12 protein-coding genes and 2 tRNA genes are annotated in these 16,552 nt (G+C 39.3%); 7 read left to right on the top strand and 7 right to left on the bottom strand.

Going from position 1 to position 16,552, the window contains the following annotated elements; all coding sequences use genetic code 11:
• Positions 1-5: 5 nt before the first annotated feature.
• Together B4B65_RS00130 and B4B65_RS00125 are read right to left on the bottom strand one after the other, a co-directional pair.
• Positions 6-629 (bottom strand): hypothetical protein, encoded by a 624-nt coding sequence (locus B4B65_RS00130; protein WP_293912234.1) that lies wholly within the window; start codon positions 627-629, stop codon positions 6-8.
• Positions 630-732: 103 nt separating this feature from the next.
• Positions 733-2,877, bottom strand: coding sequence for a TonB-dependent receptor (locus B4B65_RS00125; RefSeq protein ID WP_293912231.1), 2,145 nt, complete (start codon positions 2,875-2,877; stop codon positions 733-735).
• Positions 2,878-3,357: 480 nt separating this feature from the next.
• Between B4B65_RS00125 and B4B65_RS00120 the strand changes: the two genes are divergently transcribed.
• Positions 3,358-5,769, top strand: a complete 2,412-nt coding sequence (locus B4B65_RS00120) for a TonB-dependent receptor (protein WP_293912228.1) — start codon at positions 3,358-3,360, stop codon at positions 5,767-5,769.
• Between the two features lie 53 nt (positions 5,770-5,822).
• Here B4B65_RS00120 and B4B65_RS00115 read toward each other — a convergent pair whose 3' ends face one another.
• Positions 5,823-6,281, bottom strand: a complete 459-nt coding sequence (locus B4B65_RS00115; RefSeq protein ID WP_293912226.1) for a hypothetical protein — start codon at positions 6,279-6,281, stop codon at positions 5,823-5,825.
• Between the two features lie 174 nt (positions 6,282-6,455).
• On the opposite strand from B4B65_RS00115, the gene B4B65_RS00110 reads away from it, so the two are divergent.
• The 4 genes from B4B65_RS00110 to B4B65_RS00095 all read left to right on the top strand — a co-directional run bounded on the left by B4B65_RS00110 (position 6,456) and on the right by B4B65_RS00095 (position 10,362).
• Positions 6,456-6,528: transfer RNA gene (locus B4B65_RS00110), tRNA-Lys, on the top strand.
• Positions 6,529-6,875: 347 nt separating this feature from the next.
• Complete coding sequence (locus B4B65_RS00105; RefSeq protein ID WP_293912224.1) at positions 6,876-7,199, top strand: hypothetical protein; 324 nt, start codon at positions 6,876-6,878, stop codon at positions 7,197-7,199.
• A gap of 729 nt (positions 7,200-7,928) precedes the next feature.
• Positions 7,929-9,296: a hypothetical protein gene (locus B4B65_RS00100; protein WP_293912222.1), complete on the top strand. Its 1,368-nt coding sequence runs from the start codon at positions 7,929-7,931 to the stop codon at positions 9,294-9,296.
• Positions 9,297-10,289: 993 nt separating this feature from the next.
• Positions 10,290-10,362: transfer RNA gene (locus tag B4B65_RS00095), tRNA-Lys, on the top strand.
• Between the two features lie 119 nt (positions 10,363-10,481).
• On the opposite strand, the gene B4B65_RS00090 is transcribed toward B4B65_RS00095, so the two are convergent.
• Positions 10,482-11,063, bottom strand: coding sequence for a hypothetical protein (locus tag B4B65_RS00090; protein WP_293912219.1), 582 nt, complete (start codon positions 11,061-11,063; stop codon positions 10,482-10,484).
• Between the two features lie 110 nt (positions 11,064-11,173).
• Positions 11,174-11,623, bottom strand: coding sequence for a hypothetical protein (locus B4B65_RS00085; protein WP_293912217.1), 450 nt, complete (start codon positions 11,621-11,623; stop codon positions 11,174-11,176).
• 98 nt (positions 11,624-11,721) lie between these two features.
• Here B4B65_RS00085 and B4B65_RS00080 point away from each other — a divergent pair, with 98 nt between their 5' ends.
• Entirely contained in the window at positions 11,722-11,925 is a 204-nt protein-coding gene (locus tag B4B65_RS00080; RefSeq protein WP_293912214.1) for a hypothetical protein, read from the top strand.
• Positions 11,926-11,966: 41 nt separating this feature from the next.
• On the opposite strand, the gene B4B65_RS00075 is transcribed toward B4B65_RS00080, so the two are convergent.
• On the bottom strand, positions 11,967-12,662 hold the full coding sequence (locus B4B65_RS00075; RefSeq protein WP_293912211.1) for an outer membrane beta-barrel protein: 696 nt from the start codon (positions 12,660-12,662) through the stop codon (positions 11,967-11,969).
• Between the two features lie 186 nt (positions 12,663-12,848).
• On the opposite strand from B4B65_RS00075, the gene B4B65_RS00070 reads away from it, so the two are divergent.
• Positions 12,849-13,907 carry an aminotransferase class I/II-fold pyridoxal phosphate-dependent enzyme gene (locus B4B65_RS00070; RefSeq protein ID WP_293912209.1) on the top strand — a complete coding sequence of 353 codons (1,059 nt, stop codon included), beginning with the start codon at positions 12,849-12,851 and terminating at the stop codon, positions 13,905-13,907.
• A 37-nt stretch (positions 13,908-13,944) separates the two neighbouring features.
• On the opposite strand, the gene B4B65_RS00065 is transcribed toward B4B65_RS00070, so the two are convergent.
• Complete coding sequence (locus tag B4B65_RS00065; RefSeq protein ID WP_293912206.1) at positions 13,945-16,401, bottom strand: glycoside hydrolase family 2 TIM barrel-domain containing protein; 2,457 nt, start codon at positions 16,399-16,401, stop codon at positions 13,945-13,947.
• Between the last annotated feature and the right edge of the window lie 151 nt (positions 16,402-16,552).

Raw genomic sequence — 16,552 nt, 5'->3', positions numbered from 1 at the left:
CGGTATTATTTACTTGAACAGGAAGAAACGATCTGCTCTGCTTGCTCTTTTCCCCAGGAAGGAGCAAAAGCGGTCTCGGATTTCTGTATTTCGAACAAATGTAGAGCTTTCTTTATACTTTCACACTCTGCGCTGGTATCCTGATGGAAATATTTCTTGGATTGCATCTGAAATTGAGCCAGATTCAGGATAACCCTTGGGTTTTCCGGTGCAATAGCTTTCGCTTTTTCGTATGTACCGATAATCAGCGGCGACAATTCCTGTGCTTTAGTCATAGGGTCTGTCGTGAGTTCAGCCGTATAATTCATAGCTTTTAATACCAACCATTCCGGGTTATTATGCTGTGCAGGATAAGCATCCAGAATAGCCCTGGCTGTTTTGATCAAACTCATCTTGCTGTCGGCGTCTTTAGCATTGAATGCGGATAAAATGGTAATAAAGGATTGATAGTAAGCTGGTATCCAGTTGTCTTTTTCTGCCTGTGCAATGCGTTCGAACTGGGCTGCGGCTTCTGTGTTTTTGCCGGATTGCCAAAGTTGCATTCCATTAGCCATACCTTTTTCATAAGCGGTCTGCGCAAACATAGAGTTTGTAATCAGTAGCGCAAGGAGTAATAATGTTGTTTTCATAATATGTTGTATTAAAGTTTATAATTCAAAAGTGTAAAGTCTGCTGTCGTTGTACAACTAATAATAACTGAACTGTCGGAAAACCGGGATGAATTGTCAGATACTACAGATTGTCCAGTTGGTTATCTTTTTTATTTCGGCTTATTGTCATAAAGAATCCTATAAATACAAATCTTTTAGCGACCGGAGTGATTGCCTGACGCGCAAATACACCCTGCGGTCCAGCCTGACTGGCGTAATTGTAACCATAGACAGGCTTATTACCCAGAAGGTTACTAACGGAAAAGAACAGAATCTTCTGCTGGCTAAGTAAATAAGACCAGCTCATCGCGACCTGCGAATAGCCTTTTGTTTTCTGTTGCATAAAGTCCGCCGAATTTGGGTCGTTATATGGTCTTCCGGATACGTAGCTACCGGTAAGACTGAGTTGAGATTTCAGGTCACTGATCCAGTATTTGCTGACGACCGACAATGCATGATCGGCAACATAAGACGGAGTCACTTCCAGAGGATAGTTGGCTTCCTGGCGACGGGTATGCGTATAACTGTAAGAAATCCAGTACTGCAGATTTCGGATACTCGTATTATCCCGGTACAGGATATCCACACCTTCTGCAAATCCTTTTCCCCCGTTACTGTACACGCTTTGATACGTAGGACGGGCTGTATTGTATTGTACCAGCTGATTATACGTTTTTCGGTAAGCTTCAATACGAAGAGTTCTCCCTTTCCTTTCGTACATGTAATTGAGGATAAAATGTCTGGATGACATCCAGTCTAACCGATTGGCGTATTTGAGTACATTCGGGTCTGCCTGTTGATGAAAATCTCCATAGGCCAGTGAAAGCTGACTGGATCTGTTTATCAGATAGCCCAGTGATACTCTGGGTTCCAGAATCACTCCATCCTGCAAGTTTGTCTGACTCGCACGTAGTCCAAGTTTTGTAATCCATTTTGTACTGATTGCATAGTCCGTCTCTGTATACAGCGCTCCGATTTGCGAATTATAACCATACGCAAATGAGCGGTCAGGATCTGTATAGTGCTCTTTATACCGGGTATAAAAAAAATCTCCTCCGAAGGATGTACGTAAACGTTGATGCCAGGTTTTGGAAAGCTTTTCCTTGACATGCAGACTGAAATCCTGATTCGGGATATAGCTTTCATTAAAATAAGTGTTCGTGTTTTTGCGGTCTGCGCCTATTCCGGATTCCATCCGCCAATCATTGGATAGTTTTTGTTTGTAATTGATATTCAGGTAGATATTGTCTGTTTTTTGTTTTACATATACCGGATCGGTGTAGTCGATATGCTGCTGGCGCAATGAAAACCGTTCTATATTGAATGAACCATATACATTCAGAAAGCTGTTTTCGGACTGATGACGATAGATCATCTCGCCGGACCCGCTTTGATAGGGGGCTATCCAGTCCAGTTGTTGGTTAATCAGTTTTACATAAGGTCTGAGGTTAGAGTAGCTACCGTTGAAGCTGAGGGAGTTCCTCTTCCAGGCTTGTGTGGTTCCGAGACCTACACCAACCGAGGAAAGGGACAATTCGGTCTTCGGATCTTCTATTTTATCTGCAGTATTAAGCAGCAATACTCCTGAGAGTGCATTTCCATATTCGGCAGAGTAGCCTCCGGTAGAAAGATTGATCCCTTTGAATAAGAAGGGAGAAAACCGTCCCCGGACAGGAGAATCATTAGGCGCGGAGGTATACGGCTGACTGGCCTGTATACCATTTACATATGTACTTGTTTCGGATGAAGATCCACCCCTCACCATTAATCTTCCGCTTTCTCCGGCGACCTGAGCTCCGGGAAGTGTGGCCAGTCCGGCAATTATGTTGCCCATGCTTCCCGCTGTAGTAACAATTTCTAAAGGAGTCATTACACTGCCTTTGGCTTTATCTCCGGCCTGTAACATTCCGGCAGAAATAGCAATTTCATCCAGTTGAAGCGCTGCTTCTGCGAGTTGAATCTGTAAAACAGACGTTTGTGTTGTGTGTATAGTTAATAGGGCGCTTTGATATCCTATAGCTGTTACTTTCAATTCTTTTGAGCCGGTTTCGGTGGTACGGAAGCTAAAGTTTCCGCTGGAGTCCGAGGTGGTACCATCATATGTGCCGATGAGATATATACTTGCACGGGGGACAGGTCTGTTGCTTTTATCTGTAATACGGCCTGTGATCTGGGTTTGTGCAAAAACTGCGGTCTGCATAAATAATAAAAAAATCAATACTCTCATGTGGTTAATAAATTTGATATAAAGGTGCCTCCGGAGACTCGTTTTGGCAAAAGAGAGTGCCTGAATTGTCAGAAAACCAGGATGAATTGTAGGAAGAGCACAAAGAGCTAACTTTTACTCCTGTTTCTCATCTTATTTTTTGGAATATAAACTATTTCTGTACTTTTGTGTAGAATTAATCTAAATAAGAATAAAGTATGCCCTACTATCTGAATATGTACCCGTCAGGGATGAGATATGTTTTCTTTAAAACAGAAAAAGTAATGCATTCCCATCAATAGGCTTTGCTTTTACATGTCTTTCCGATTTCCCATATACGGTCTTTTTCTTATGTACACATTTGCCTTTTCTGAATATGCCGCTTGATTTTATCATGGCAGGAATGCGCACAATGAAGGTACAGGTGTATAGCTTCTTCTTTCCGAATTACACAAAAACCAAATTATATTATTACAGAACATTACTATTCTAATTAACATCATGAGATCAGTCTTTATTATTTTATTGTGCTGTGTATTGCCCTTAACCGGTGCGGCACAGAAACAGGAACGGGTGCGCGGAAAAATTATGCTCACAGATCAGGTACCCGTTAAGGATGCCCTGTTGCGATTATTAAATACCTCTTATCAGTCCAGAACCGATAAAACCGGTGAATTTTATCTGGATAATGTTCCTCCCGGAGAGTATGTTATACAGGTAACGTTGAACGATATTGAAGTGCTGCGGGAGAATATACAGCTTACAGCAGGTATGGCGGAACTGCCGACGATCTATGCCACTAAAAAGTACCATGATCTGGACGGTGTGACCGTCTATGGTTATCGTCGGAATAAATTTCTGGATAAGGATAGCACCACAGCTGCAAAGATGCCATTGCGTTATCTGGAAAACCCACAGGCACTGACCAGTGTCAATCAGCAGATTATGAAAGAACAGCTGATTACAGATCTTTCGGATGCCTTGCGAAATGTACCGGGAATGGTCAAAATGCAGGGAAGTCCGGGGCGCGGCAGCGGTGACGGTTCATTCTATTACAGTCTGCGCGGATTCCCGACCAAAGTATCGATGGTGGATGGTGTGCCGGCGACGACCAACGGGGAAATTGATCCGGCAGATATAGAACGTGTAACTGTATTAAAAGGGCCATCCGGAACGTTATACGGGGGCGCGGTTACCTCATTTGGAGGATTGGTCAATATTATGACCAAAAAACCAAAAGATTATTTTGGCGGACAGGTTTCTTATTTTCTGGGGAGTTATAACCTCAACCGTCTGACAGCGGATGTATATGGACCGGTGACCAAATCCAGAAAGACACTTTTCCGTTTCAACTCGGCTTATCAGTATCAAAACGGATTCAGGGATTCGGAGTTCCGAAAATCTTTCTTTGCTGCACCGACATTCAGTTATGAGGTCAACGATAAACTAACCTTTAATCTTGGCGCACAGCTGTATAACTACGAAGGAACGAATACGCCGATTATCTTTTTTGCAAGAACACGTCCGTTCTATGCGCATACACCGGATGAACTGGGTTTTGACTGGAAGCGCTCTTATTCCAATAATGATATGACACTGAAGGCGCCATCCATCAATATCAAGGGTGAAGTCAACTATAAAATTTCAGAAAACTGGACCTCCCAAACGTTACTTTCCCGCAATTTCAGAAAAACAGAAGGCTTATACCAGTATCAGTTTATCCGTGGTAATGACAGCGATGCGCTGTTGGAGCGAAATGTACAGTGGAACAATTCGGAAGGTAGTTCTACGAGTGTACAACAGAATTTTAACGGTACATTTCATATCGGAAGTATTAAGAATAAGGTGTTGATTGGTCTGGATTACCTGAATCAGTCGACCCGAAACAACCACTCTCCGATAGTAAAATACGATACAATCAATGGTCGGGATCTGGAAAATGATTATGGTTTTATTTCCCGGGAACTGGCTACAGCCAGCATTCAGAAATCTAAATCGCCAATGGTGCGTAATTATACCTCCAGTAATATTTACGGAGCATACCTGTCGGATGTGGTATATCTGACAGATCGCTGGACGACTTTATTGAGTTTGCGTGTCGATCATTACAACAGCCGCGGACAGTTGAATCTGAATAACAATGTGCGTACAGGAGAGTTTAAGCAGACGGCCTGGTCGCCAAAAGTGGGCATGGTCTATCAGGTACTGAAAGATCGCCTGTCGGCTTATGCAAACTATATGAACGGATTCAGCTATGTGGCTCCTGTAACGCAACAATTACCGGAATATAACGGTAATCTGAAACCGCAGATGGCCAATCAGTGGGAGGCAGGAGTGAAAACAAATCTATGGGAGAACAGATTTAACCTTACAGCATCTTACTATGATATCACCGTCAATAATATGTCCCGTGATATTGCCGTAGAACAGGGCGGTAAAGAATATCTGATCACTATTCAGGATGGTGAACAGCGCAGTAAAGGTCTGGAGTTTGAACTGATTACGAATCCGATTGCCGGATTGAATATTATGACGGGTTATACCTATAATGACAGTAAATTTCAAAAAGCGGATGCTTCAGTAGAAGGTCGCCGTCCGGGATCAGCAGGTCCGGCACATATCTTTAATTCATGGGCGAGTTATGTCTTGCAGACGCGAGTATTGCATGGGCTTGGATTTGGATTTGGTGTCAATCGGGTAGGCGAGCAGATCAGTGAGGATAAAGTGGTGACAGGACGATTTACTTTTCCGGCTTATACGCTGATCAATGCTTCTGTTTCTCTGGAAAAAGAGAAGTACAGATTCGGATTCAAAATGAATAATCTGGGTAATGCACAATATTTTGCCGGACAAGGTGTGGTGGTCGCGCAGATGCCACGCAATTTTACAGCGGAACTGACCCTGAAGTTTTAAAATACAGAGAGGAGAATTCTTTCTTACATAAAATATATAAGCCGGTTGCAATTTTACCCTGCAACCGGCTTTTCTTTTACTTTGTCGGCCGTAACATGTAATAATGCAGTGAAAAACAGAGAAAATCCGGCAATATAAAGAAGGTAGACCAAATTGTGATACCATACTGTCTGCCAGATATTACTAACTATACCCCATAGTATTCCACAGATTACGAGCAAAAGGGAAAATATCAGCCATTTTTTTAAAAAGGACAGTTCCCTGCCTTTATGCTTGTAATAATTCTTTATAAACTGAAACGGCATAAGGATGAAGAGCAGAAAAAGAACCGGCATTAAGGGATAAGCCATCGGGTGTAATATGGCTTTGCTTATATATTCACCTGCAGATTCGTATGTCGTATCATAATACTGGTAATTGCCGCTAAGGATATTGCCCCATTCTCTGTAAGAGATGACTACAGGAAAAATAAGTAGTGCCGTCAGTGTATTGATAACTATTCTTAGATACATAATTCAGGATTATTTCTTATGCAAGTTAAGAATAAGAAGTGCTATCACATGGTTAAAAATTTTTGTATTCAAAGCAAGGGGTTTTCCTGTATAACAGCGGTGTAAAAAATTCTTTAAAGCATTTGTTTTATTGGTGTACAACTGTAACTTTGTTTATAGCCCTCGGGCAAATCTGACTTCGTAGCTCAGTTGGTAGAGCAACAGACTCTTAATCTGTGGGTCCTGAGTTCGAGCCTCAGCGGGGTCACTAAAAGCTTCTCTAAAATAGGGGAGCTTTTTTATTTTGTACCTTTCGAACTAGTGTTAAGGCTGTTTTTTTATATTTATCCTAAGCGAGAAGGAAAAAACAATTTTGAAATTTGTGATAAGACTATATTCTCTCGTTTATATATCCCTCAATTATTGTTATTTCTCAACTCCTATCTGTCTTGATAGAGCTTTTTAAAGCCCCCTAATACACTCAAACAATTTTCAAGCTGTGTAAGCGATAAGTTTACATTATGTCTGAGACAAGAAGATTTTCATGATATATATTTAATAATTTCTGCATCTCTCCAAAATGAAAAATATCATTATATTAATGAAAAATATTATATGACTTTAAAAACTGAGAAAGATTATTTTAAATGTGAGATAACTAGGCCTATCAATGGAATGAAGAAGTACTTAGAAAGATTGAAACAAGGCGATAGATTCTTTTTGGACAATGGCGAAGACCTATTTATTAAAAGTAATCAGATTTCCGAAATAGGAATTTTATGTGTTTCTGATAAAGGACTTGTCGAAATTATTAATAGAAAAACAAAGGTTATCCATGTTCATGGAGTTGCTTTTACCTATAGAAAATTGGGATGGTTAATAATAAAGCATGTAAAGAATGAAGGTAGGCTTTTATTTAGGACTGATCTATATCCATAATTATTTGAATGAGTCGCTCTCAATTCTGTGAGTTGAAAGACACTTGAAGAGAATTTCGAGGGGATGATTTAACAATATCTATAAAATAAAGGAACCCCGAGCAATCTATAGATTAGCCAAACTCTAAAAACAGTTGGATTTTGAATGGACATGTAATGCTTATTCAAAAGGCAAGGATGTTTTTATGGAGAGCAGGTGTTACCAAACCATTAAATTTGACAAACAGTGTGGTTTTAAAAATGAAATAATATGAAATATTGTTTCATTTTTATGAAGTTTGACGTATCTTAATGGCGTTAATTCCGATACGGAATGCCGTTTGATTGCTAGTAAAGTTAAAAAAATGAGCCTTTCTAATTCCACATTGGAGGAGATCTTGTAAAAAATAGGGAAATCATTAATGGAGTGGTCGATATGGAAGGGAATCATTTGTATAAGATTTTTTTAAAGGAAAAGATAAGGAGCAAATAGAAAGAGTTTAATTTGCGTTAAAAGAACTCGGAAAACTTTATGTCGATGGAGGCGAAATATATCCAGCAATTAATGCATCAGACGCTATTAAGAAAGAATTTCCAGATTTCAAATCGATTGACAGGATAGAGCCAAAATTAAAAGATTAAATCCTGCGAAGGAAGTTTAAATTGGTATTTGAGGGGATCTTTCAATTATTAATGATTTGCAGTATTTCGAAACTAATACCTTAAACTTAAATTATCAAAAATCATATTAATGACTAGCTTTACAAAAGGAGAGATAGATAGATTAGGCAAAAATATCAGAATTGAATATTTCGAAATTAAAGATGAAACAATTGATTCTTTACAAGAATATAGAACATCACACCAATTGCCATTAGCGAACGTATTCAAATTAATCTGTTCTATCGCAAAAAGTATACATCATTCTTCCATTGCAACATATAGAATTAAAAGATTTGAATCAATAATTAATAAGCTAGATCGTTATCCAGATATGAGATTTAGTAGGATGTGGGATATTGCAGGGTGTAGAATAATTTTAAGGAATGAGGACGAAGTTTATAAAACTATAGAAAAAATAAGAGCAAAATCAGAAATTGAAATTGTTAAAATAAATGATTACATCGAGACGCCGCAACCAGATGGGTATAAATCGATTCATTTGTACTTAAAACATAGTTCAAGTAATATTATCGTAGAGGTTCAATTAAGAACACTCAAAAACCATAATTGGGCAACTTTAGTTGAAATCACCGACCTTCTTTTTAATACAAGAATTAAAGAAATAGGCGATGATAAAACTTTATTAGAATTCCATGGATTATTATCTAATACTTCAGAATTAACGATCCAAGAGAAATATAAAATATTCGAAATCTTAAGAGAAAAAAATTATTTTGAAAAACTAAGTGAAGTTTTTTCAAAAAATTATCTTATTGTACGCAAACAATGGTTGACATTGGAAGCAAAGACTAATCATAGGTATTTCCTTATAGAAGTTGACAATAATACACCTAATATCAAGTCTTTTTCCAGTTTTGTAGAAGCGGAAAAGGAGTATTTTGAACTTTATAGGAATAAGACTAATACAAACGTTGTACTAACTTATTTACAAAATCATAATTATGAATTGCTAGCGACAGCTTATGCGAATTATATTTTAACATTTCATAGTTTTTTATTTGAGTGTTTGGAAATTATTGAGACATTAATTACCGATTGCTTAGAAGAGAAAAAATCCTTTAAACTACAAAAGGTATATAGTTTTTACAATGATTTAATATATCGATTTAATAAAAATACTATTCAGGAACTGGATGATTCTGTAGAAACTTATTTTAACGATTTACCTCTAAAGGTGCAAGCTAAACTAAACAAGAAACGCAAATTATGGATTGAAGACATAAATAAGCAGCTCATTAAATTGCGAGACAATCAATTTCAAGTTGCCATTAAGGTTCAGAATAGACTAAAGGAGAGTGGGGTTAAAAACATTATCCTAAAGTATATTATAAAATTTAGTAATAGAAAATATCGAAAATTAACAAAGCGATTGATAGGAAGATCAACAGCTCTGGGGCCTATGATGAAAAAGGCTAATCAGAAAAATAACCGTTGAATAAAGCATAGAATGTAGTATAGTCTACACAAAACTAAACATTTAATTTCTGGCTAAATCCAACACTCGCTGAAACCTTCACAAGTTTCGAGTGATGTGTTGATAGTTGCTGGAAATTTTATTTTTTAAAAGCTGACTATGGCATTATAACAACAGCAGATATTTTATAAAAGTAAGCGTTTCAATAGTATACTTTGATCCGATAGCGCCGATAAATCATTCCGATCTGGAAAATTGATGATTTGTTCGTCTATTCCTCCTTTCTTTTTCATGTATTGGAAAACTCTATTGTTAAAAGTGCTGTATTCGTCAATACAAACGACCACTACAAAATTAGCAGTTCTTGGGTATAACTTTGCTAATGATTCATAAATTCTTGGACTCTATAACGTTGTAGATTGTTGAATGCTACCAGATAGTTCAATTTCTGTTAAGAAGGATTTTAATCTTTTAGCAAGTCGTTCCAAATTCTTAACATATCTGATAGACAAGTTTGCATTTTTCTTGTTATTAATAGCAATGTCTATAAGGTCCTTAAGAAGAGTATTGCTAACTGTAGGGATTTTAATGATGTTATGGACAATTGGGGATTTGCCAAATTCAATTGCTTTACGAAATTCGTATGTAAGGGTTTTTAATGCTTGATCTCGTCCTATTGGAGAATTACAGGAATTAGGTTTTATTTCTAATCCAGATTTGATTCTTGTATACTCCTTGTACTTCTGTTTGCCAATTTTGATATAGACTTATGATCTTTTAGATCTTTTGAATTTGATATTTGTAGGGCTAATATATTTTCTGTTCTAGCAGCGTTCTCGTAATAAATTTAATCAATGGCTGTCAAATAAGATATAGGATGTTCTTATGTAATTTTTGTAACAAAGAATCTCCAAAATTTAGAAATTATACGCTATAATCTTAGCTTAAAAATTTTAAAGGATTTAATTTATTGGCTTACAACTGTAACTTTGTTTATAGCCCTTGGGCAAATCTGACTTCGTAGCTCAGTTGGTAGAGCAACAGACTCTTAATCTGTGGGTCCTGAGTTCGAGCCTCAGCGGGGTCACTTTCTGAAAAAGCCGTTTTACATTTTCGTAAAGCGGCCTTTTTCAAGTCTATAAAGTTTCAAGTTTATACCTTATATTATGACAAAGGATGATAAACCCTTTATTGGAATGAGACCTTTTATTTCCCTAATCTAAAGCCAAGTGTTACACCACCTACAAAAGTAAATTCACTTATACCATCATAAAAACTTACTCCGGGACCGATGCCTACATTCATCATGAAACGCTCTCCATAGTTCCGCTGAATTCCCCACATAGCACCCACTGCCATAAAGAAATCAGGCACATATACATTGTCACTTTTCAGTATGGACGGACCGCCCGCTGCAACTACTCCGGCAATATAATTTCCGGAGTTATGTGCTACTTTTTTTCCTTTTCTAAGCCTTTTGTTTAAATCGTAATAATGTCTGACTTGCACATCAAGCGCAGGACGGATGACATAACCCCATTCTGAATCTTCATAATGGTAGTCGTTAATTGTTATGGATGAACTTCTGTATAAAACGCCTCCTGCTATAGGGCCCGATAAACGTAATGTAGTTTTTTTTCCAATACCCTTTTCGTACGAAAGATTGGTTAGTAAATTATAAGCAAATTGGTGATTCTCTACCTGAGCTTCAACATCCGTATTTGTTTGCGCAAAAGAGGTGCCGGCGAAAGTTATCGCCATAAATGTTGTGATAAAAAATTTTTTCATTGATGGTTAATAGTTTGATTTTGCGAAGATATAAAAATTGATAATGATTAATATCAGTTTATACAGAAGCAGGAAGTATGAGTCTGTTCATCTATCATAGTATATAGAATCTACTTCCAGGGGTGAAAATCACTCCTGTTATTTAGATCAAATTTTACAGAATCTTTGAAGGGACTGTCTTCAGATATTGAGGCCCTTTTATAAGAATATGTCCCAATCAATGATTTGTAATTGTCGGATGCGCCAATGACTTGAACCAGAATCGTATAATCTCCGGAAGGGACGGCCTTTGTAAAGTCTTTCGTCGCATATTTTACGTGTTTAGGCATGTCAGAAAAAATATGGTACACTGTATTCTTGTTTATCTCTTTTGGAAAATCTTTAATAGGAATAACAGCTATATCACAAAATATATACTCATCTCCGGTTATGACTTTATCGCCATTAGTTAAAGTCGCTGCAATATCAATCATACCATGGGGAGGGGAAGCTTCATTTTTGGAGCAAGAGGAAAAAGTCGTTACTAATAACAGAAGAAGAATAGTGTAGTAGTTTTTCATAATTTATAGTTAAGGAGTAAATATATAAAAAAATCAAAGGTTAACCCTTTACGGGAAACCCTTTTTGCCGGTTCTGAGTAGGCAGTATTTTCGTGCCTATGAAAAAGATAGTATTAATTTTGGTTGTTTTAAGTTCATTATTGGCATGTACAAAATCTGAGGTAGAAAACCTTTCAACTGGTGCCGGAAGTTGTACCTACAACGGAAACAGACTGTACGATGGCCCGAAGGGCGGATGTTATTATAAAAACTCCAATGGCAATAAAATGTATGTAGACCGAAGCTATTGCAATTGCAAATAAACTAAAAGCCTTCCACCTAAATCAGTGGAAGGCTTTTATATTTAAAATTTATATCCGACGGATATGCCAAAGCCTTTGTTTTTTCGTTCTCCTTTAGGCTTGTATGATCCCCATTTCGGTTCCAGATTGGCCATACCCCATTCTGCGTTCAGCTGGAATGTATAGGTATTGAAAAGATCATATCCAATTACAGCACTTGTTCCGTAATCCCAGGGTTTTCCATAGATATAAGTGCCATAATCGGCAGCAGAGCCATCATTTTTAAATTTTATATCGCCTTTATTGTCGATCATAATGTCCCCTATCAATACGGTTTCGTCAGTTTTCCATTTCCCTCCTGTACCATAGGCAAGATAAGGACCTACCCCCAGAATAAGACTTCCAGGTCCAACCTTTGGTTTGTAAAGAATATGCACAGGAAGTTCGAGATACGATACATTTGCATTAAATCCTTTGCTGAAACCTATAGATCCGGCATCGGCTTTATATCCTTTTCCGGAATATAATAGAGAAGGCTGTACATAAAAGTCACTTATGACAGGAATATCTGCGCTGATGCCGATGGAGAAGCGTGTGACGTACTTAGTTTCGAGTTCACTTTCCTGTTCATTTGTAGCATTGAGTGCGGTAAAATTAACTCCTGCTCTGGCTCCCCATTTGATCTGCGCCTGTAAACTATTTGTAAAAGAGATAATCATTAATGACAACGCAGCTGCATAAAGTTTGAAGATGTTCATAAATTCAGTATTTTTTTATCTGTTAATTAAAGGTTTGCGAATATAACGGTTATTTTTTTGGAAATGCTACAGCATATCTCTGTAAATATGGGATTAGGGGGCTTTGGAAGCATTAAAATTTAAATAATGATGTATATTTGACACATTATCAGCACAGAATTGGCCTCGTAAACCCTATTCCGAAACATGGATGAATTTAGACAGTTGAATCAACCCACAGGACGTAAAATACAGCTTCATGACAAGGAGTACCTCTTTTTCGGGGGAACAGCATATCTGAGTCTGCTGAATGATCCGGCATATATGGAATTGTTTATAACAGGTGTAAGAAAGCTGGGGTTGAATAACGGGACTTCCCGCAATAATAATGTACAGCTTGGAATCTTTGATGAGGCGGAGAAAGCCATATCGCGGAGATTCAGATTTGAAGATGCAATTCTGGTTTCCGGCGGATATCTGGCCGCGCAGATGGTAGTCAAAAATCTGGCGGGAGAAGGAGAACTCATCTATGCGCCGAATAGCCATCCGGCACTCTGGCTGTCCGACAATCCCGGTACCCAGGGTGAATTCCCGGATTGGGTAACGGAAACAGTTACTTATATCAACGACTCAGAACAAAAGGTTTTCGTCCTCATCAGCAATACGCTGGATAATATGAAGCCGGAGCGATATGATTTTAAAGCTTTCAGGGGCATTGACCCGGATAAAAAAGTAATTCTTATACTGGATGACTCGCATGGTATAGGTGTGATAAACCGCAATCGACCATCTGTAGCCGTTGAAGAGCTTGTACAGGACAATCTGGAAGTCATTTTATTGGCATCCCTGGCCAAAGGAATGGGAACAGATGCGGGTGTGATCTTTGGTTCCCCTCAACGTATCGCAGCATTGCGGTCTTCAACATTCTATACAGGTGCTTCACCCAGCTCTCCGGCATCGATGTATGCCTTATTGCATGGCGAAGAAATTTATCACAGGCAGTTTGATCAACTGCAGCAGAATATTGCTTTATTTGACCAACTGACAGGAGACAGACTTTCTCATACTTCCGGTTTTGCTGTGTTTACCTCAGCCAGGGTGGAGTTATATCACGTTCTGTTGCAGAGCGGATTTGTAGTATCCAGTTTTCCATATCCGCTGGCAACGGATCCTTTGCTGAACAGAATTGTAATCTGTAGTCACCATACAGCAGCGGATCTACACCAACTGGCTGATCATATAAACGAGTTTACAGATCAGCCATAATGTTGTCTTAGTTCCTGCAGATGTTGTCTGTATACTGCTACTTAAGTGTTAAAAATGCAGTTTCCAGTCCTTTGACTTTGACTGCAAGAACACTGGAACCTTTATTTTTGCGGATCTTAATCATAGCACGTCCATTAAAAGCCTGTAAGTAGCGGGAGCCTGAAGAAGTTCCCTGATCCTGAACTAATATTCCATCTCCGGCCAGTTCAAAAAGAACATAGTCTTTTGCGTCCAGACATGCTGTACCCTCGGCATCCGTCAATTGTACATCTACGACTACTTCATCATTGGAGAGATTGCTGGTTCTGGTTGTGATACTGGCGGGTTTACTCCATTTTTTTGTTTGGTAAAATTGATTGATCTCATCTGTCACAGTCTGTTTCCCTTTCTTAGCAATTACCCGGATATGATTTTCCCCTTCGCGGAAAATGGTGTTCCAGCGTAGTCCTGCTGCGGGAAAATCTGCGGAGTTCCGTTTTTTCGTGCCCAGACTTTTTCCGTTGAAAAATAATTCGGCTTCATCCGCATTGGAATAGACCTTGATCATTTTCTGTTCATCGGCCTCTCCCCAGCGAATGGGCCAGGAGTGTCCGTATATATGAGCCATTAGATCTTTGGTCCAGTAAGACTGAAAAACATAATAAGACTCTTTTTTTGTAAAATCCCGCTCTACGACACCTTTCTGATTTACATAAGGTACCGGATTATCCGGCCGTACAGGAGTGGAAAAATCTTTGAAAGGCCAGTATGCAGATCCGGTTAGCCACGGCATATGTTCCTGTTCTTTGAGGTGCCAGTCTATCAGATTGCAGATGTAGCTTTCACTCCAGTTTCCATCTTTGGATGCCCTGGTTGCGCCTCCGTATAGAGAAGCATCTCCTGCGCGTTCATCCGCAGAAGTGCTTGATGTAAGTTTGGTAAGCCCGTTGTCCGGATTTTCATCGTGTCTTCGGGCATGGCTGTCACCTCCCCACTCTGCATGAATAAAATGGGGAACTTGTTTGAATTCGGCCTCGGATACAGATTTATAGTCGGTATACTGACCCCTGTACCATCCCGCCCATATAGACGGAGAATAGACATCTACAATATCCTTACAGAAGTCACAGCGGCGGATGGCCGTCTTACGGGTATTATCCAGACGATGAGACAGGTTGTGCAGTTCCTGCATAAAAGCTCTGATCTGCTGTTTGTCAAATGTGGGAAAGTCATTCGGCCAGTCATTTTCATTTCCCATCCCCCAAAGAATAATGCTTGGGTGGTTGTAATGCTGTTCTATCATATTGCGAAGCATACGTTTGGCCTGTTCCTGGTAGACCGGTCCGCCAAGACCACCTCTGCACCAGGGAATCTCTTCCCAGACCAATATGCCCAGACTGTCACAGGCATTGAGAATAATACGGGACTGCTGATAATGTCCGAGACGGATAAAGTTAACTCCCATCTCTTTCATCATTTTCATTTCCTGCAGCATCATCTCTTCAGTCATAGCAGCTCCTACTCCGGCGTGATCTTCGTGGCGGTGCGTTCCTCTCAGGAGAAGACGCTCACCGTTGAGCCGGAAAGGGCCGTTGTCTGTGAATTCAAAATGGCGGATTCCGATAGCTGTGCTATGAAGGAAAGTCTGCCCGTTATAGTTGCCCTGTATATGTAAAGTATAGCGGTTGGGTTGATCAGGTGACCACAGTTCCGGTTTTTGTAGTCTGATTGCGGGGAGTGTAATTTCAGTGCTCAGCCTTTGATTGCTTGTATGCTTATAGACCGTCTTTCCATCAGGAGCGGTCAGTTCTACTGTAATATCTCCATTAGCCTGATCCGTTTGCGGATATAGCCGAAGGGAAACGGCAATATTTGCTGATTTGCCGGAGAGGTCATAGGTTGGTGTCACAAATACCTTCTCGATTGCGACGGCAGGAAGATACATCAGATTGAGATAGCGGTATATTCCGCCATATACATTGAAATCCGACAAATCTGATGGTATCATTTCCGTGTCTCTGGAATTATCTGTACGAATGACCAGCGGATGACGACCCTTATATTGTTTTTGAAATGCAGGGTTTTTCTCAAAAGCTTTTACAGCATCGGTGATGTCGACAGTCCATTCGTCATATCCGCCTACATGTTCTCCAACCAACTGATCATAGAGATAGACTTTTGTTTTTTGTCCTGCACCTTCAAAATGTAAAAGTGTGCGACCATTGGGATAAGGATTGCGGATAGCCAGTGTACTGCGGTACCAGGCTGGTCCCTGATAATAGTTTTCAAATGGAGCGACGGCATCTGTTGCATTATAGCAATGAGGTAACGTAATTTTCTGCCAGATAGGAACACTTTCGGAAGATCCCGGACTATATGGCCGGATCGCTTCCCAGATATTGCCCAGATCATTTCGCACAAAGTCCCAGTTTTCATTCAGGCGTATGCTCTCTTGTGCGGTATTGAATTGCATAGACGCAAAGATCATGTAAACTAACAGCAGGTATTGTCTCATAAATAGGATATAAAGTCTAAAAATAAGAAATGAAAGCGGGCAAAGGGAGGTTTGAAGCATATGAATTTGCGAAAACGTTTAAGTTTTACGCATAAAATTTGCAACTTTTGGGTTTCACGTGGAAAGATAATTTTACAAAATAACTCTTTGA

Origin of the sequence: Sphingobacterium sp. UBA5789, assembly GCF_002418355.1 — a bacterium.
Taxonomy (GTDB): Bacteria; Bacteroidota; Bacteroidia; order Sphingobacteriales; family Sphingobacteriaceae; genus Sphingobacterium.
Note: the sequence above shows the minus strand (reverse complement) of the source record. Positions and strands in the feature narration are given on the sequence as shown.